Raw genomic sequence first — 17,740 nt, forward strand, 5'->3', positions numbered from 1 at the left:
CGAGCACCTCATATCCATGGCGGTACCCATTGCTGCCGCCCTATAAAGGCTAACCTCTCGCCACCAATCTGCCAGGGCGACCGGGGCGCCCCGGGGCGGGTCAGCCGGCTTCGTGGATCGGGGGCACCAGATGCAGCGCGCGGGGCCAGCGCCCGGGTGGGGGGCCGAACGCCCGGTTGGCGTTGCGGACCATCTTCTTGCCGGCGAGGTAGTTGCCGACCGCTCCCACCACAACCCCGATCCCGACCGGCAGCAGTTTGCCGAACAACAGGGCGCCCCGCCGCACCGTGTACTTCCTGACCCACGACTTGAGCAGCCGCGAGTTCAGTCCCGACATCGACGACAGCGGAAGCGCGGCCAGGCTCTCGGAAATCCAGCCGCCGTTGGTACGCCGCGGACCGATCAACTGCGTGACGGCTTGCTCGCTGTTGTCACCGACAAGCACCGCCAGCACCAGGGCGCGGCGCCGTTCCCGGTGATCGGCCGGAATGTCGTGGACCACCGCGACCGCCAACACGAAGAACGCGGTGGCCTCGAGGAACGTCACCGTTTCCGCCGCCGCCGCGGACAGGGCACTCAACGTGCCGATTCCGGGGACGGTCGCCGCGGCTCCCACCGCAACGCCGCCGGCCGTCACCATGGCCACGTAGCGCTTCTGCAGCTTGGCCAGGATCTCGGCCGGGCTGGCATCGGGATCGGCGTTGCGCAGCCGGGTCACATAGGCCTCGGCGGCGGGGCCCTGTATCCGCGAGCTGCGCTCGATGACCTGCGCCAACGCCCGCGCGGACATCTTGGGTCGACCGTTCTTGCCGGTCGGCGCCTCTCCCGCGTTGGCCATGGTGAATAACCGCTTCGGCGACCTGTTCCGTCGGGCCCGCATAGTGTCTCTCCTGCAAATGGGGTTCTTTCAGGCTAACGTGCCCGCGGCAAATCCTGACGCCGTTATCGACGCCCACCGGATCCGTGGCTGCCGGCCCTCTTGCGCCGCCGGGAATAATGCAGGCTGGATGTCTGCGACGGCCGTGCCGCCGGCCGGTCGTCGTGGTGAACGGTTCGCCGCGCGCGCGGTCGATGACCTGGGAGTTCAGGCCGATCGACCGGACGGGCCGATGCGGCGTAACGGCATCGTCGGGAGCGAAACGAGGTGGGGTGGATGACCACGGCTGCGCCCCGCATGCCCGGGGGTGAGCGGCGTGCGGGTTCCGGGCCGGCGCGGGCCGCCCATCATTGGGATTTCATCACCCGCAGCTCGCCGCACTCGCAGAATCCCTGGAACCCGCTTTGGGCGATGATGATCGGCTTCTTCATGATCATGGTCGACTCGACCATCGTCGCGATCGCAAACCCGACCATCATGGCCAACCTGCGCATCGGCTACGACACCGTGGTCTGGGTGACCAGCGCCTACCTGCTGGGTTACGCCGTCGTGCTGCTCGTGGCGGGCCGCCTCGGCGACCGGTTCGGCCCCAAGAACCTGTACCTGATCGGCCTGGTGGTCTTCACCGTCTCCTCGGTGTGGTGCGGGCTGTCGGGCAGCGCCGCCATGCTGATCGCGGCCCGCGTCGCGCAAGGTATCGGAGCCGGCGTGCTCACCCCGCAAACCTTGTCGACGATCACCCGGATCTTCCCGCCGGAGCGGCGCGGCATCGCGGTGAGCCTGTGGGGGGCCACCGCGGGAGCCGCCAGCCTGGTGGGCCCGCTGGCCGGCGGTGTGCTGGTCGACGGGCTGGGCTGGCAGTGGATCTTCTTCGTCAACGTCCCGGTCGGCGTGATCGGGCTGGCGTTGGCGTACTGGCTGATCCCGGTGCTGCCCACCCAGTCACACCGGTTCGATCTGATCGGGGTCGGGCTGTCCGGGGTGGGCATGTTCTTGATCGTGTTCGGGCTGCAACAGGGGCAGGCCGCGCATTGGGAGCCGTGGATCTGGGCGTTGATCGTCGCGGGCTTCGGGTTCATGACGGTGTTCGTGTTCTGGCAGTCGGTGAACCCCCACGAGCCGCTGATCCCGTTGGTGATCTTCGGTGACCGCGACTTCAGCCTGTGCAACGTCGGGGTCGCCATCGTCTCGTTCACCGCAACGGCGATGATGCTGCCGCTGACGTTCTACGCGCAGGCCGTCTGCGGGCTGTCGCCGACGCGCTCGGCCTTGCTGATCGCGCCGATGGCGATCGCCAACGGGGTGTTCGCGCCGTTCGTCGGCAAGATCGTCGACAACTACCATCCCCGGCCGGTGCTCGGTTTCGGCTTTTCGGTGCTGGCGATCGCGCTGACCTGGCTGACCTTCGACATGTCGCCGACGACCCCGATCTGGCGGCTGGTCTTGCCGTTCTTCGCGATGGGCGTCGGCATGGCGTTCGTGTGGTCGCCGCTGACCGCGACCGCGACGCGCAACCTGCCGGCGCACCTGGCCGGTGCGGGCTCTGCGGTGTACAACTCCGTGCGCCAGCTCGGCGCGGTGCTCGGCAGCGCCGGCATGGCCGCGTTCATGACCTGGCGGATCACCGCCGAAATGCCGCGGCGGCCCGCCGGTGGGGGCATCGACGAGGACGCCGCCACGTTGCAACTGCCGCGGTTTCTGCGCGAACCGTTTGCCGCCGCGATGTCGCAGTCGGTGCTGTTGCCGGCGTTCATCGCGTTGTTCGGGATCATTGCCGCCCTGTTCTTGGTGGGCTTCGCGCCCTGGTCCCGCACCGGCCGGGGCGGCGACCCCTTCGGGCCCGACGAGGATGACATCGTCGACGACGACTACGACGACGACGAATACGTCGAGTTCGTCCTCGTGCGCGAACCCGATGTCGGGCGCGGCAACCCGCCGTCAGGGGAACGTGCTCATGCGGCGGCCACGCCACCCGCCGGGGTGCGGCATCGGGGCCCGGACGATTCGTGGCACCGTGTGTTCGACGAGCCGGTTGCGCGGGCACAGCCAATTGGATTTGCCCACAACGGGTCTCATCTGGACAGCGGAAAGCGCCTCCGTCAGGTGCCGGTGCGGCGCTCGGTCACGCCCAGCCCGCCGGTCGACCGGCTCACCCGACCGCCGCGCCGCCCCCACCGGGGTCCGTCGGGTCACCACTTCACCGACGGCGACCCGCTGCGGGGCCAGCACCACCGCCCCGATCCCGACGACGATCCCACCGGTCACGGCCGGCACTCGTCGGGCAATTAGGCGCCTCCGCGCAGATCGGGTTGGGTGAGCGCCAAGAACGCGCCCAGATCGATCAGCCCCGCGGGTGTGGCGGGAAGGTACTCCGTCAACGACGGCGACCGCACGATCACCGCTGCATATTGGGCCCGGCTGACCGCCACGTTGAGTCGATTCCTGTTGAGCAGAAAGGAGATTCCGCGCGGTACCACGTCCATGGAGGACACCGTCATCGAGATGAACACCACGGGCGCCTGTCCGCCCTGGAACTTGTCGACGGTCCCCACCCGCACCCCGCCGAGCCCGGCGGAGCTCAACCGGCGACGCAGCAGTGCCACCTGGGCGTTGTAGGGCGCCAGCACCAGCACATCGGCGGCCGTCAACGCCCGGCGGCCGTGCTCATCGGTCCACGACGCGCCGAGCAGTCGCCCGATCTCGGCGGCTATCGCGTCGGCCTCCTCGGGACTTTCGGTCGAATTGCCCTGGTGCTCAACCGAAAGCAGCTGCACGCCCGGCCGATGCCCGTCCAGGCGGCGGGCGGCGGTGCATTCGTGGGAGCGCAGCCTGCCCTCGTAGGACAGCGCCGAGACCGCGGCGCAGACGGCCGGGTGCATCCGGTAGGAGAGGTCCAGGAAGTAGCCACGTTCGTCGGGCAGGGTGCGCCGGCCGTCGACCAGCCAGTCCAGCGCCGAGGTGTCCACCGGCTCGGGATGGGTGCCCTGGCTGACTTGCGGCAACTGCTGAGGGTCTCCGAGCAGCAGCAGGTTCGCGGCGGCCGGGGCCACGGCGATGGTATTGGCCAGACAGAATTGGCCGGCCTCGTCGATCACCAGCAGATCCAAACTCCCCGGCGGTATCCGGTTGGCGTTGGCGAAATCCCATGCGGTGCCGCCGATCACACAGCCCGGCGTATCGGCGAGGAAGGCCGCGTACGCCCCGCCGTCGATCTCCTGCCAGCGCGGAGCCTGGTGGTCGTAACGCTTCTTCGCGACGCGCTGCGGATCCAGGCCGGCATCGATCACGCAGTCCAACAGGTGCTCCACCGTGGCGTGCGATTGCGCGACGACACCGACGCGCCAGCGGTGCTCGGTGACCAGGTGCTGGATCACCCGCGCGGCCGTGTGCGTCTTGCCGGTGCCCGGCGGCCCGTGCACCGCCAGGTACGACGAATCCAGATCGAGCAGCGCGGCGGTGATGTCGGCTGTGATGTTCGAGGTTTCGCCGCCGCGCGGCAGGGCAGCGCCGCTGCGCGTGCGGGGCGCGCGGCGCAGCAGGACGTCGACGATGGCGCTGTCGGGCAGACGCGGCAACCCGGCGCCGACCGCGGCCGCGGTCGCCTGGATCGACTCCCGCAGGGCCGTGGTCGGAATGGGCGGGCCCGGCGTCAGCGCGAAGGGAAGCTGGTGAAATGGCTTGCCGTCGCCGCCGACTCGTTCGAGGACGACCACCGTGGTGGGCACCGCCGGGTCGTCGGCCTCGACGACCGTGGCCCGTCCGGCCGCCCGCCGGTCCGGGCTGTCGGTCATGCCGGGCGGCGCCGGCGGTTTGTACAGCGCAAAGACGTCGCTCTTGAGATCGCCGCGCGCCAACTCGCCGCGCAGCTCGAGCCGTCGCTGAGGTTTGCGCGCCCGGGGCGGCGTGTGCCAGTCGACGCTGACGGACGCCTCGTGGGCGACGAAAACGTCGGTGTTGTCCGCCCATTCGTCGACCGGGAAGTTCAACCGGTCGAAATGCGCCCACCAGAAGGGCTTGTCCTCGCGGCGGTGGTAGCCGCGCGCGGCGGCCACCAGCGCCACCGCCGTCTGCTCCGGGGTGCGCTCGTCGATGCCGGCGGCCCCGGTGAACGCCGCCAGGGTCACCGCCAGTTCGTCGCGGTCCTCGACGGTGTTGCCGTCGCCGACGGGCTGGGCGCCGATCGGTACGACACCGGATTCATAGGCGCGCAACATCAGCCAGTTACGCAGTTCCTGTGTCGACCGGCAGTCGTAGTGGTTGTAGTCCTCGATCTCCTTGAGCACGGAGGCGGCCTCGTCGCCGCGGCCCTCCGCGCGCAGTTCGCAATAGCGCGCGTAGGAGGTGATCGAACCGGTCGCCGTGGTCACGTCGCCCGCGCGCAGTTGGGACCCCATGTAGAGCGGTTCGAGCGCCTTGAGGCTGAATGACTCCGCGCCGACGCGAATGCTCCTGCGCACCAACGGATAAAGGTCGACCAGCGTGCCGCTGCGCAGCAGTTCGTCGACCTCGTCCTCGCCGACGCCGTAGCGCCCGGCGAGCCGCAGCAACGCGGTCTTCTCGTAGGGCGCGTAGTGGTAGATGTGCATGTTGGGGCGGCGCCTGCGCCGCTTGGCCACCATCGCCAAGAAATCGGTCAGCGCCTTGCGTTCGTCTGCCCGGTTGTGCGCCCACAGCGGGCGAAACCGGCCCGTAGGCCCGGCCTCCAAGACGCCGAACAGATATTCCAGGCCCCACTCGCGGCCGTCGGCGGTCCACAGCGGGTCGCCTTCGAAGTCGAAGAACAAATCACCGGGGTCCGGCTCGGGGAGCAGCGCCAGCGGCTGCGCGTCGATGACCTGGACCTGCGGAACGCCCGTATCGCGTTGGCGCACTTGCAGTTTCGCCTGGGTAGTCAAGGCGGTGACGACTCCCGCGGCCAGCTCGGGAACCGGCCCGCTGTGGGCGGCAAGTTCGGTGACGGTGGTGATGCCGGCCTTGAACAGCTTGTCCCGCTGGCTTACCCGCAGACCGGCGACCAACAGCACGTCGTCGGCGGCGCGCAGCTGCTCGATGCACGACGGGCAATGAAAACAGGCGGCCACGCTTTCGTCGTCCCATCGCACCGCGGCGCCGCTCGCATGGTGGTCGTCGAGCAGCCGCTGCAGCCGCACCCGCTGCAATCGGTAGACCGGGACCAGGTCGCTGACGCGGTGCCGCACGGCCGTTCCGTCGCCGAGCCGCAGTTCGGCCTCGGGCGCGACGGGCACACCCGAGGCCGCCAGCACGTCGGCGTAGGCGGCCAGTTGCAACAGCGCGGTCACCTTTTCGGAGCGGGCCAGCTTGGTGTCGACGACCCGATACTGCTCGCCGTCGCGGACCAGAAAGTCGGCGAACCCGAGGAAGCGGCCGTCGAACATCGCGGCCTGATACACCGCGGGGGCGTGGTCGGCGACGGCGCGCAGCGTCGCGTCGGTGGCCGCCGCCAGCCCCGCGGGTGTGTAGGCCGGGCGGCCGATGACCGCGACGGCATCGCCGAATCGCTCGCGCAATCGGGCGAGCTCGCGCCGCTCATGCTCGTCGCCGAGGGTGGCTGTCCGCGTGAGCAGTTCGTCCTCGATCGCGGTCGCCGGCCCGCGGCCGAGTTTGGCGTCGAAATCCCGCAGCAGCGCGAATTCGCAGCGGGCGGCGGCGGCAAGGTCCGACGCGCTGTAAACGATGCTGTCGCCGGTCACGAACACTGGAGCCACTGTAGGACAGGGCTCCGACACGATGGTCGCGCCGGGCGGGCGTGCCCGGGATCAGTGCGCGGGCGTATTGCCGATCAGTTCGACGGCGTTGCCGTTCCAATGAAACTTCACGTGGGTGTTGAGGCCCTGGATCCCGCCCGGATAGGTCAGCGCCACCGTGTCGCCCGTGGTTTGCGCCGGGTCGATGCCGTTGAAGCCGTAGGTGTCGGGGACGCCCTGCGGGATGAATTGACCGAGGTGGAACAGCACCGCGCGGGTGGTGGGGCTGACCGCATTGGTGTTGGCCTTGATGATCACCGCTGACAGCTGCGCGCACTGGTTGTAGTTGCCGGCCAGCGGCTCGGGATTCCACGGCTGCTGGCTGCGCGGGTCGCGTGGCAGTTCGGACACCACCTTCGCGATGGTGGGCGAGGCGAGGTTGACCGCACATGGATCGGCCGGTGGCGCGTTGCCGGGCTGGGCGGCCGGCAATGGCGTGGCCGGGGCCGTGATCGACGGGGTCTCAGAAGTCCTTGCCTGCGGTGTCTTTGCGACTGTGGAATCTCCTGAACCGCAGCCGGTCAACGTGGCGGCGATCAATGCAACAGCGGCCGAGCAGGTCAGTGGCTCGGTACGACACGGTAGCGACCACACATCGACGCACCGTACCGTCATCGGCGCCGCGGGTGTGGCAGGCGTGGCCGAGGCCCGCTCGGCTGTGCTGATGATCACGCGGACCGCCGGACAGCCGGTCACCACTAGACTTCTTGGGCGATGACCCTCTCAGACAGCTCGACCGGGGCTGCCTCTACGACGTTTGCCGACCTGCAGATCCACCCCTCGGTGCTGCGGGCGGTCGCCGACGTCGGTTACGAATCACCCACCGGCATCCAGGCCGCGACGATCCCGGCGCTGATGGCGGGCTCCGACGTGGTCGGGCTGGCGCAGACCGGCACCGGCAAGACCGCCGCGTTCGCGATCCCGATCCTGTCCAAAATCGACGTCACCAGCACCGCCACCCAAGCCCTGGTGCTCGCCCCGACCCGGGAGCTGGCCCTGCAGGTCGCCGAGGCGTTCAGCCGGTACGGAGCCCACCTGCCCAAGATCAACGTGCTGCCGATCTACGGCGGCTCGTCCTACAGCGTGCAGCTGGCCGGGCTGCGGCGCGGGGCGCACGTGGTGGTCGGCACGCCCGGCCGGGTGATCGACCACCTCGAACGGGGGACGCTGGACCTGTCCCACGTCGACTACCTGGTGCTCGACGAGGCCGACGAGATGCTCACCATGGGCTTCGCCGAAGAGGTCGATCGCATCCTGTCGGAGACCCCGGAATACAAGCAGGTGGCACTGTTCTCCGCGACGATGCCGCCCGCGATCCGCAAGCTCACCACCAAGTACCTGCACGACCCGCTCGAGGTCAGCACCAAGGCGAAAACCGCGACCGCCGAGAACATCTCGCAGCGCTACATCCAGGTCGCCGGTCCCCGCAAGATGGACGCGCTGACCCGGGTCCTCGAGGTCGAGCCGTTCGAGGCGATGATCGTCTTCGTCAGAACCAAACAGGCCACCGAGGAAGTCGCCGAAAAGCTAAGGGCGCGAGGTTTCTCCGCCGCGGCCATCAACGGGGACATCCCGCAGGGCCAGCGCGAGCGGACCGTCGCCGCCCTAAAGGACGGCAGCATCGACATCCTGGTCGCCACCGACGTGGCCGCGCGCGGACTCGACGTGGAGCGGATCTCGCACGTGCTCAACTACGACATCCCGCATGACACCGAGTCGTACGTGCACCGGATCGGGCGCACCGGCAGGGCCGGACGTTCGGGCACCGCGCTGCTGTTCGTCTCGCCGCGAGAGCGCCACCTGCTCAAGGCGATCGAAAAGGCCACGCGGCAAACGCTCACCGAAACCGCCTTGCCCACCGTCGAGGACGTCAACGCGCAACGGGTGGCCAAGTTCGCCGATTCGATCACCACCGCGCTCGGGGCCCCCGGCATCGACCTGTTCCGCAAGCTGGTCCAGGACTACGAACGCGAGCACGACACCCCGATGGCCGATATCGCCGCCGCGCTGGCCCTGCAATCCCGCGACGGCGAGGAATTCCTGATGGCGCCCGAACCTCCGCCCGAGCGTCGCGAGCGGCGCACCGAACGCCGCGACCGCCCCGAAAAGCCAAGGTCTACACGGCCGTTCGCCACGTATCGCATCGCGGTGGGCAAGCGCCACAAGATCGGTCCGGGCGCCATCGTGGGCGCCATCGCCAACGAGGGAGGGCTGCATCGCAGCGACTTCGGCCACATCGCGATCGGCCCGGACTTCTCGTTGGTGGAACTGCCGGCCAAGTTGCCCAAGTCGACGTTCAAAAGGCTTGAGCGGACCCGCATCTCGGGGGTGTTGATCAACCTTCAGCCGGACAGGTCCTCAGCCAAGGCCCGCGGCGGCCGGGACGGCGGGAAACCGCGCAGGAAACACGGCGAATGACGCTGTCCGAAGAACAGGACGCCCAGGGCGGACTCGAGCAGACCTCGCGCGTCGACCGCGTCGCCTCGCTGACGGGCGTCCGGGCCGTCGCCGCGCTGCTCGTCGTCGGCACCCACGCGGCCTACACCACCGGCAAATACACCCACGGCTATTGGGGCCTGGTCGGTTCCCGGATGGAGATCGGGGTGCCGATCTTCTTCGTGCTGTCCGGTTACCTGTTGTTCCGCCCGTGGGTGAAGTCCGGCGCAACCGGCGGCCCGCCGCCGTCGCTGAGTCGCTATGCGTGGCACCGGGTTCGGCGCATCATGCCCGCGTACGTCGTCACGGTGTTGTTCGCCTACGTGCTGTACCACTTCCGCGAGGCGGGGCCCAACCCCGGGCACTCGTGGCTGGGGTTGGCGCGCAACCTGACGCTGACCCAGATCTACTGCAACGGCTACCTGGGCAAGTATCTGCACCAGGGGCTGACCCAGATGTGGAGCCTGGCCGTGGAGGCCTCGTTCTACGTCATCCTCCCGCTGCTGGCCTACCTGCTGCTGGTGTTGATATGCCGGCGTCAATGGCAGCCGAAGCTGGTCCTGGGCGCCCTGGCGGCGATGGCGTTGATCAGCCCGGCGTGGCTGGTTCTCGTGCACACCGACCACTGGTTCCCCGACGGCGCCCGGCTGTGGCTGCCCACCTATTTGGCCTGGTTCCTCGCCGGCATGATGCTCACCGTGTTGCAGGAGATGGGCGTGCGCGCGTACGGGTTTGTGGCCATCCCGCTGGCGATCATCAGCTATTTCATCGCGTCCACACCCATCGCCGGCGCGCCCACCACCTCCCCGGCGACGTTGAGCGAGGCGTTGTTCAAGACCTGTTTTTATGCCGTGATCGCCGCACTGGCGGTGGCGCCCTTGGCGCTGGGGGATCACGGATGGTATTCGCGGCTGTTGGCCAGCCGCCCCATGGTGTGGCTGGGGGACATCTCCTACGAAATCTTCCTGATCCACCTGATCACCATGGAATTCGCGATGGACTACGTGGTGGGCGCGCGCGTCTACACCGGGCCGATGCTTTATCTGTTCGTCGCGACGCTGGCGCTGACGATCCCGTTGGCGTGGCTGCTGCACCGTTTCACGCGGGTTCGGGACTAGCGCCTTTGCCCACCTCCCAGCGACAAGCGCATTGCGCAGCGCGCCGAGCCGACGTTGTCGCTGGGAGGCGGGCGCTGAGGACATTGCTTCCGGCCCGGGAGCGTGACGAATCCGGCGGCGCCTAGCCGCGGGCGGACACCGGCGCCACGATCGGCACGACGAATTCCTCGATCATCGCCCGCTCGTCGGCTTCGTCGTGGCCCGGGAACAGCAGCATCGACACGATAACCCGGACCACCCAGCGCGCCCGGCGCTCCACCACCGCGGGATCATCGGCTCCCAACGAGTTCAGGAACGCCGCCGCCAGGGCCGCGATCACGTCGGACTGGCCCGCCAACTCGCCGCCGACCGGCGGGCGCGTCGTGGCAAACCATGACGCCAGCGCGGGACTCTCGCGCACCATCTGCAAGGTGACCAGGATGCTCGCGACCAGTCTTTCGTGCGGGTCCTCGATGCCGCCGGTGCGCGCAAGGATGGCGCGGCCGAGCCGGTGGGTCTCGCGGTGCACGTACGCGGTGCGCAATGCCTCGCGATTCTCGAAATACCGGTACAGCGTCGCTCGGGAACACCCTGCGGCCCTGGCGATTTCGTTCATGCCGATCGAATCCGAGTCGCGTTGGGTATAGAGTTCCTCGGCCGCGTCGAGTATCCGGTCGGCGGCCGCTTCGCTGCGCCGCGCGGAAAGCCAGTCGTTTCCCGGCATCAGGACCCCACACGAATCGGCACCGACAGCGGCCGCCGCACGTAATTGCCCCCGGCCCAGGCGATCCCTGATTCGTCGACCTCGAAGTCGGGGCATCGGGCCAGCAGCTCGGTGAGCGCCACCCGGGACTGCATCCGGGCCGCGGCGGCGCCCAGGCAGTGGTGCGCGCCGTGGCTGAACGTCAAAATGTTGCGCGGGCACCGGGTCACGTCGAGTTCGGCCGCGTCGGGCCCGTATTGGCGTTCGTCGCGGTTGGCCGACCCGTACAGCAGCAGCGCCCTGCGCCCGGCGGGAATGGTGGTGTCGCCGATCGTCACCTCGCGGGTGGTCGTGCGCGCCAACCCCTGGACCGGTGAGGTCATCCGCAGCAGCTCCTCGACAGCGTCGGTGATCAATTCGGGGTTGTCCACCAACAACTTTCGCTGATCGGGACGCTCGTGCAGCAGCGGCATCGAGCCGCCGAGCATGCCGGTGACGGTGTCGTTGCCGCCGGTCACCATTGTGAATGTGAACGCCAGGATCGACAGCGTGCCGGCGACGTCACCGTCGGCGCCCACCCCCGCGGTCACCAGGTGGGAGATCGTGTCGTCCTCGGGGTCGGTGCGACGACGTTCGATCAGGCCGGTGAAGTAGGCCATCATCGACCCGACCGCATCACCGACGGTCTCCAGCGCCCCCGCGACGCCGCCCTCGGCGGTGTTGGCCGCGACGATCGCCTGGGTCCAGCCGTCGAACTGCACCCAGTCCTCTTCGGGCACACCGAGATAATGCGCGACCACCATCGACGGCAGCGGTTTGAAGAGCTCGGTGACGATGTCACCGCCGCCGGCCGCGCGCAACCCCTCGATGCGCTCGACGACGAATTCCCGCACCTTGGGTTCCACAGCCTCGACCTGTCGCGGCGTGAACCCGCGCGACACCAGCTTGCGAAACTGGGTGTGCACCGGTGGATCCTGCATCACGAACGGTGGATTGTCTTGCAGGCCAATCAGTTCCAGATCGTCGTAGTTGACGGTCAGGCCCTTGGCCGAGGAGAAGGTTTCGTGGTCGCGGGCCGCCGCCCACACGTCGGCGTGCCGCGACAACACGTAGTAGTCATGCTCGGGCGAATTCGCCGGAACGACGTGGTGTACGGGGTCGTGGTCGCGCAGAGCGCGGTACATCGGCCACGGGTTCGACCAGGTGGCGGCGGTCGCGAGCTGGAAGGCGACCGGTGCGTTCTGAGACATAACAGCAGCCATGTCTTATTCGTACGACAGCAGCCGAGATATGTCAACCGCCCGGCGAGCCCAGCGCCCGGCCAGCCGGGCAGTTGTAGGTTCTCATTTTGCATGGCGAACTTCTCACAGGAATGGCGAACGCTTGGCGAATCCGTCATGAAGTTGAGAAAGTAGTTAGTCGCGCTAGTTGGTGCACCGCGCTTATTAACACTGTTTTCGCGCCAAAACCCGCAGAAGGTGAGACGCTGGGGTGTCGCGGTTAACCGCGTGGTGTGGTGATGTCGGAATCAGTCAGGGTTGATTTGAGTTCCGCGGCCGTTGCGTATCGGTCTGCGGCGGGGGGGACTGCCCCCAGTTTGGTTGACTCCTGACCTGTGAGGATTCGTCCTCGCTGGAAGGATCAGCTCGTGCCGAAACCGTTTCCTGCCGAGTTCCGAGCCGACGTCATCGCTGTGGCCCGCAAGGGCGAGGCGCCGCTGCGCCAGATCGCGAAGGACTTCGGCATCTCGGAAGCCTGCTTGCACCGCTGGCTCAAGATCGCCGACCGCCAAGACGGTGGCGACCGGGCCAGCACGCCATCTGCCGTTGCTGACGATGTAGCCGCGCAGCTGCGCGAGGCGCACAAGCGGATCAAACTCCTCGAGCAGGAGGCCGAGGTGATGCGCCGCGCGGTCGGCTACCTGTCCCGGGACGCTAACCCAAAATGATGTACCCGCTGGTCCTCGACCTTGCCGCTGACGGGATCCCTGTTACGGTGACCTGCCGGGTCTTGGGATTCTCTACCCAGGCGTTCTACAAATGGCGCAAAGCACCGCTGTCGCAGCGAGATTGGGACGATGCGCACCTGATCAACGCCGCCCGCGACATCCACGCCGACGACCCCGCATTCGGCTACCGATTCATCGCAGACGAACTTCCCGGGCGCGGGATCACCGCCGGTGAGAACCGCGTCGCACGGCTGTGTTCCCAGGAGCGCATCTGGTCGATCTTCGCCAAGAAACGTGGACTAAACCGTCGATCCGGACCACCGGTCCACGACGACCTCGTCCAGCGTCAGTTCGGCGCCCCGGCCGCCAACCAGGTCTGGCTGGCCGATATCACCGAGCACCGCACCGACGAAGGCAAGCTCTACCTCTGCGCCATCAAAGACGTCCACTCCAACCGGATCGTGGGCTACTCGATCGACTCGCGAATGAAGTCTTCGCTGGCGGTGGCCGCCCTGGATCACGCCGTGGCGCTTCGCGCACCTGTCGCGACGATCGTTCATTCCGACAGGGGCAGCCAATTTCGGTCACGAAAATTCGTCCACGCACTGTCGCACAACGGGTTACACGGATCGATGGGCCGGGTCGGTGCGTGCGGAGACAACGCCGCCATGGAGTCGTTCTTCGCCCTTCTGCAACGCAACGTGCTCGACCGGCGACGCTGGTCCACCCGAGCCGAACTACGCCTGGCGATCGTGACCTGGATCGAGCGGACCTACCACCGACGCCGCCGGCAACGCGCACTCGGCAGGCTCACCCCGATAGAGTTCGAACTGCTCCACACACCAGTCGCAACCGCGGCCTGAAAATCACACCCCGCGAGTCAACTGAACTCGGGGCAGTCCCGGGGAGCAACGGTGTGTGCCGGCTGGTGAGGTGTCGCCGGCAGCATTGTTTCGCGCAGCGCCGTGGCGCACGTTCCGCTGGTATTTCGGGCAGCGTCACTACTCGGGCACGTATTGGTCGGCGACTGAGCGCGATCACGTCATTTACGAGTCGCGCCTCGAGCTGGCGAACCTTATCCTGGCGGATTTTGATGTGACTGTGCATCGCATTGTGGCGCAGCCTTTTCGATTGACCGCCGAGGTCGACGGGCAGGAACGGCGCCACATTTTGGATTACCTTTGGGACAGCGACGAAGGACCGGTTGTGGTGGACGTCGTGCGCTCCGAAAGGGTGACTAATCCACGGATCGTGAGGTTGTGCGCGTGGACGAAGGACATCGTCGAATCGTTGGGCTGGTCCTACTTGGTGGTGAATGAGCCGGTCGCCGTGCGCCTCGCCAACGTGCGTTTCCTGGCGGGCTATCGGCGCGAGTGGCTCATAAACCAGGACGTTCTAGCTGAATTGCGTTGTCGGCGGGCAGATCTCGCCGGTCGATCCATCGACGAGGCTGAAAAGCTCATCGAGGGACACCCGCGACCACTGGTCCGTTCGGCGTTGCTGAGCATGCTGTGGCGCCACGAGCTCGAGGTAAACCTAGATGTTCGGCTTGAACGATCAACAGTGCTTGAGTGGGCATCGTGAAGCCCGCCGCTGTGCGCATAGGTGTGGGCACGCAATTCATCTATGACGGGGAGGTCCTGGAAGTCATCGAGATGCATCCGGTCGCCGGCATGCCGGAGGTCCTTGCGAGAGAGCTGCGACGGGACACGGTGCACCGTTTCGCGCTCGATGAAGTGAGACCCTCTCAGAGATGCCGTCTCTTGAGCGACGACCTCGACATCGAAATCACCGGCTCCACCGAATACCCGCCATCGGTTAAATGGGCCGCGGTGTCCGAGCAAGCGCGCTGCGATGCACGTGATCGCGCAGCACACGTGCGCGAGGTTGTGACGGGTTATCGATCCGGTTCCGCTGCAACGGCGCTACCGCACGAACCGCGGTCTGCTTACAAAAGCGCCAATCCGCGGATGAAACGTCTCGCCGTCAAGGCGAACGAGCTGGGCATCGGACGGCGTACGATCGAGCGCTGGGTTAGCGCCTATGAAGCCGAGGGCGAGGTCGGATTGCTGTCGGCGAAGGCGATTCATTCTGCTCTGGGCAGCAACAAGTTCGCGTTATTCGAACAGACCGCATCAGACATCATGCGCGAATACACGGACTTGTCGAAGCCGACGATGGACCTGATCATCAACCACGCCGAAGCACGATTGAACGCCACCTACGGTAAGGGTGTCGTGCGGTTGCCCTCACCAGCTACGGCGTATCGAATCTTGCGACGGCTTGAGCTGACCCAACCACTGTTTCGGCCGAGCACCAAGCGCATCCGTGACATCGCGGCCCGCCCGGATCGGCCGTACGGACAGTTGCACCCTTCCCGGCCGGGCGAGTACCTGCTGATGGACACCACACCGCTTGACGTGTACGCCATGGATCCACACACCCTGAAATGGGTAGGTGTGGAACTCACCGTGTCGATGGACTGGTACTCGCGGTGCATCACCGGTATGCGATTGAGCCCGACGACGAAGTCGATCGATGTCGCTGCAGTCCTTTATCAATCATTTCGCCCAGCGCCGGCCGGTGCGGACTGGCCCGCTGAGGCCGTGTGGCCACCGCACGGTGTGCCACGATCAGTGCTGGTCGAAGACGAAGCGCTTCACTGCAAAAGCGTGTTCGCGGCGGCGCCCGCAATCGTGCCGGAGACACTGGTCGTTGATCACGGCAAGATCTACGTCTCAGAGCAAGTGGCGAGCACCTGCCGGCAACTTGGCATCTCGATCCAACCCGCACGTGTGCGTGTCGCGTACGACAAAGGCCCCGTGGAGCGGTTCTTTCTGACCGTCCGTCAAAGGTTCTTGCAGGAGCTGCCTGGCTACAAGGGCCCTGATGTGTACTCCCGCGGCGCCGCTCCAGAACGAGAGGCCTTCTTCTTCATCGACGAGTTGGAGGCACTACTTCGTGAATGGATAGCCGTCTGCTACCACAATAAGCCGCACGACGGTGTTGGAGAGGTTGGCCTGTGGAAACTGGGACTGAGCCCGGCGCAAATGTTCGAGCATGGCGTCTCGCGCGCCGGGTATATCGAGGCGCCGCGCGAACCCGACTTCGCCTATAACTTCCTGAAAGTGGAATGGCGGACGATTCAGCATTACGGTGTTCAGGTCGACAACCGTATCTACCGCGGTTCTGGACTGACGGGATATCGGCCGGGGGAGAAGAGTTCCTTCCGAGAACATCACGGGCAGTGGCCGTTTCATGTCGACCCTAACGACGTGCGCTTCATCTACTTTTTCGACTCCAAATCGACCCGCCGGTGGCACGCGTTGATGTGGGACCATGCCGATCTGTGTGATGGCCCAATGAACGAGGACGGGCTGTTATTCAGCCGTGAACTGGTGAAGGCTAAATACCGTTATTTTGACGACAAGTTGGCATTGTCTGAATTTCTCGAACGCCGCAACCTTGGTCAAGGACACACCATGGCCGAGCGACGAGCTGCCCTGCGCTTGTCTCGCGAGCAGTCCAGTCTGGCCCTGGATGTCAAGCAAGCGGCGCACGTTCCCGAACTGCCCACGGCGAAAAGGATCCTCGGTGCACTGACCGCGACGGAGATTGGGCCAGATGACCCGGGATCGGCCGACGAACTCGACGACGATCCGCGCATCGACGACGGTCACTTCTATGAGGATGTATTGGAGGACGTATGAGTGCGACCGGGGTGGCGAGCCGGAAAAAGACCAGTAACTTAGATAACCTGACGCTGTCGCGCAAGGAGGGATGGCGTGAGTATGTCGAGGCGCCCCGGCGGATCAGGCCCGAAGAGCTCTCGAGAGGCCAGATCCGCCGTCTCGGCGATGCAGCAGCCGACATCTACAATCAGCGACGAGCCGACTGGCACAACAACATTGGCCCGTTGAGAACACCACAGCTCGCGATGCTGCATGAAGATCTGTGGGACATCATGGATAGCAGCACGCAGGACGGAAATCATGCCAAGGGCGCAGTGGCAATAGACGGCTACCCCGGCTTAGGCAAGACCTGGGCGGCGGAAACCTTCGCGAAGGAGTTCCATAAGCGCGAGATTGGGCGGGCATGGTGAATTCACGGTCGCCGGGAACGAGCGTTGGCCGGTCTGCCGAATAGGTATGCGCGGCAATACCAGCATGAAGGACTTCAATGCCGCGCTGTGCGACTTTTATGCGCATCCAGGCTACCGTCGCGGAAACAGAAGTAACGATCAACTAGGACGCCAAGCGCTCGATTGCGTACTAAGCTGCGAGACAAGGCTACTGATCATCGATGACCTCCACTTCCTGCACTGGCAGCGATCTGGTGGAGTGGAGATCAGCAACCATTTCAAGTATGTCTCCAACGAGTTCCCAGTAACGTTGCTGTTCATCGGCATTGGGCTCGGTGATCGGGGAGTATTGATGGAGGACCTGTGCTGCAGCCTCGAGGGAGCAGGCTACGGCGACATCGTGCTAGAACAAACGGCCCGGCGCACAACAATGTTGGAGATGCGGCCGTACGGTCTGCAAAACGACAAAGAACGATGCCAATGGAACGCGCTCCTAGCCACCGTGGAGCAGCGACTGGTCCTGGGGGCCAAACATCAGGGCATGCTGGTGGAAGATTTGTCAGAGTATCTCTATGAACGAAGCACCGGTCACATCGGATCGCTCATGGAGCTCATCCGGCGCGGATGTGCCCGCGCGGTTCGAACCGGCACTGAAACATTGAACCGAAAAATGTTGGACTCGTTCAGGATTGACAGTGCGGCCGAAAAGGCGCGGAAAGAACTCGCTGCAGCATTCCGCACTCGCCGCCTGCGAGCGCGATCTGCGCGACCGCCACGTGTGTCATAGATTCAGGCGCTGCTGAGCGATGCCGCCACGCACACTGCCCATCAGG

General features: G+C 66.2%; 11 protein-coding genes and 1 pseudogene. 7 read left to right on the forward strand and 5 right to left on the reverse strand.

Annotated features, from left to right (window positions below):
- Window positions 1–100 precede the first annotated feature (100 nt).
- A complete protein-coding gene (locus OCU_RS31325) occupies window positions 101–880 on the reverse strand; it encodes a hypothetical protein (RefSeq protein WP_029385054.1) in 780 nt (259 codons plus the stop codon).
- A gap of 273 nt (window positions 881–1,153) precedes the next feature.
- On the opposite strand from OCU_RS31325, the gene OCU_RS31330 reads away from it, so the two are divergent.
- Complete coding sequence (locus OCU_RS31330; RefSeq protein WP_020188814.1) at window positions 1,154–3,166, forward strand: MFS transporter; 2,013 nt, start codon at window positions 1,154–1,156, stop codon at window positions 3,164–3,166.
- On the opposite strand, the gene OCU_RS31335 is transcribed toward OCU_RS31330, so the two are convergent.
- Window positions 3,163–6,594, reverse strand: a complete 3,432-nt coding sequence (locus OCU_RS31335) for a TM0106 family RecB-like putative nuclease (protein ID WP_014379477.1) — start codon at window positions 6,592–6,594, stop codon at window positions 3,163–3,165. The genes OCU_RS31330 and OCU_RS31335 overlap by 4 nt on opposite strands.
- A 60-nt stretch (window positions 6,595–6,654) precedes the next feature.
- The gene (locus OCU_RS31340; RefSeq protein WP_036390547.1) at window positions 6,655–7,257 is read right to left on the reverse strand and encodes an LppP/LprE family lipoprotein; all 603 of its coding nucleotides are present in this window, start codon (window positions 7,255–7,257) and stop codon (window positions 6,655–6,657) included.
- A gap of 99 nt (window positions 7,258–7,356) precedes the next feature.
- On the opposite strand from OCU_RS31340, the gene OCU_RS31345 reads away from it, so the two are divergent.
- Both OCU_RS31345 and OCU_RS31350 read left to right on the forward strand, forming a co-directional pair.
- A complete protein-coding gene (locus tag OCU_RS31345; RefSeq protein WP_009953174.1) occupies window positions 7,357–9,060 on the forward strand; it encodes a DEAD/DEAH box helicase in 1,704 nt (567 codons plus the stop codon).
- Window positions 9,057–10,196 (forward strand): acyltransferase family protein, encoded by a 1,140-nt coding sequence (locus tag OCU_RS31350; RefSeq protein WP_009953175.1) that lies wholly within the window; start codon window positions 9,057–9,059, stop codon window positions 10,194–10,196. The genes OCU_RS31345 and OCU_RS31350 overlap by 4 nt, the downstream gene beginning before the upstream one ends.
- Window positions 10,197–10,317: 121 nt before the next feature.
- Here the strand turns inward: OCU_RS31350 and OCU_RS31355 are convergent, their stop codons facing one another.
- Both OCU_RS31355 and OCU_RS31360 read right to left on the reverse strand, forming a co-directional pair.
- The gene (locus OCU_RS31355) at window positions 10,318–10,899 is read right to left on the reverse strand and encodes a TetR/AcrR family transcriptional regulator (protein WP_008254688.1); all 582 of its coding nucleotides are present in this window, start codon (window positions 10,897–10,899) and stop codon (window positions 10,318–10,320) included.
- Window positions 10,899–12,140, reverse strand: coding sequence for a cytochrome P450 (locus OCU_RS31360; RefSeq protein WP_008254689.1), 1,242 nt, complete (start codon window positions 12,138–12,140; stop codon window positions 10,899–10,901). The genes OCU_RS31355 and OCU_RS31360 overlap by 1 nt, the downstream gene beginning before the upstream one ends.
- A 386-nt stretch (window positions 12,141–12,526) precedes the next feature.
- Between OCU_RS31360 and OCU_RS31370 the strand changes: the two genes are divergently transcribed.
- From OCU_RS31370 to OCU_RS31385, 4 genes and pseudogenes are all read left to right on the forward strand, one after another.
- A protein-coding gene (locus OCU_RS31370) for an IS3 family transposase (protein ID WP_085977638.1) occupies window positions 12,527–13,689 on the forward strand; the annotation gives its coding sequence in 2 pieces (ribosomal slippage) (window positions 12,527–12,821 and window positions 12,821–13,689; 1,164 coding nt in all).
- A gap of 55 nt (window positions 13,690–13,744) precedes the next feature.
- Window positions 13,745–14,410, forward strand: a complete 666-nt coding sequence (locus OCU_RS31375; RefSeq protein ID WP_224112302.1) for a TnsA-like heteromeric transposase endonuclease subunit — start codon at window positions 13,745–13,747, stop codon at window positions 14,408–14,410.
- Complete coding sequence (locus OCU_RS31380) at window positions 14,407–16,536, forward strand: helix-turn-helix domain-containing protein (protein ID WP_029384314.1); 2,130 nt, start codon at window positions 14,407–14,409, stop codon at window positions 16,534–16,536. Before OCU_RS31375 ends, OCU_RS31380 begins: the two co-directional genes overlap by 4 nt.
- Window positions 16,533–17,694 (forward strand): annotated as a pseudogene (locus OCU_RS31385) (ATP-binding protein). The gene OCU_RS31380 and the pseudogene OCU_RS31385 overlap by 4 nt, the downstream one beginning before the upstream one ends.
- Window positions 17,695–17,740 lie beyond the last annotated feature (46 nt).

It is taken from the genome of Mycobacterium intracellulare ATCC 13950, from assembly GCF_000277125.1.
Lineage (GTDB): Bacteria > Actinomycetota > Actinomycetes > Mycobacteriales > Mycobacteriaceae > Mycobacterium > Mycobacterium intracellulare.

Excerpts from the sequence above, each read along its gene's own strand:
- OCU_RS31355 (WP_008254688.1), bottom strand. The coding sequence starts at position 10,899 with ATGCCGGGAAACGACTGGCTTTCCGCGCGGCGCAGCGAAGCGGCCGCC.
- OCU_RS31330 (WP_020188814.1), top strand. The coding sequence starts at position 1,154 with ATGACCACGGCTGCGCCCCGCATGCCCGGGGGTGAGCGGCGTGCGGGT.
- OCU_RS31360 (WP_008254689.1), bottom strand. The coding sequence starts at position 12,140 with ATGGCTGCTGTTATGTCTCAGAACGCACCGGTCGCCTTCCAGCTCGCG.
- OCU_RS31350 (WP_009953175.1), top strand. The coding sequence starts at position 9,057 with ATGACGCTGTCCGAAGAACAGGACGCCCAGGGCGGACTCGAGCAGACC.
- OCU_RS31345 (WP_009953174.1), top strand. The coding sequence starts at position 7,357 with ATGACCCTCTCAGACAGCTCGACCGGGGCTGCCTCTACGACGTTTGCC.
- OCU_RS31325 (WP_029385054.1), bottom strand. The coding sequence starts at position 880 with ATGCGGGCCCGACGGAACAGGTCGCCGAAGCGGTTATTCACCATGGCC.
- OCU_RS31340 (WP_036390547.1), bottom strand. The coding sequence starts at position 7,257 with ATGACGGTACGGTGCGTCGATGTGTGGTCGCTACCGTGTCGTACCGAG.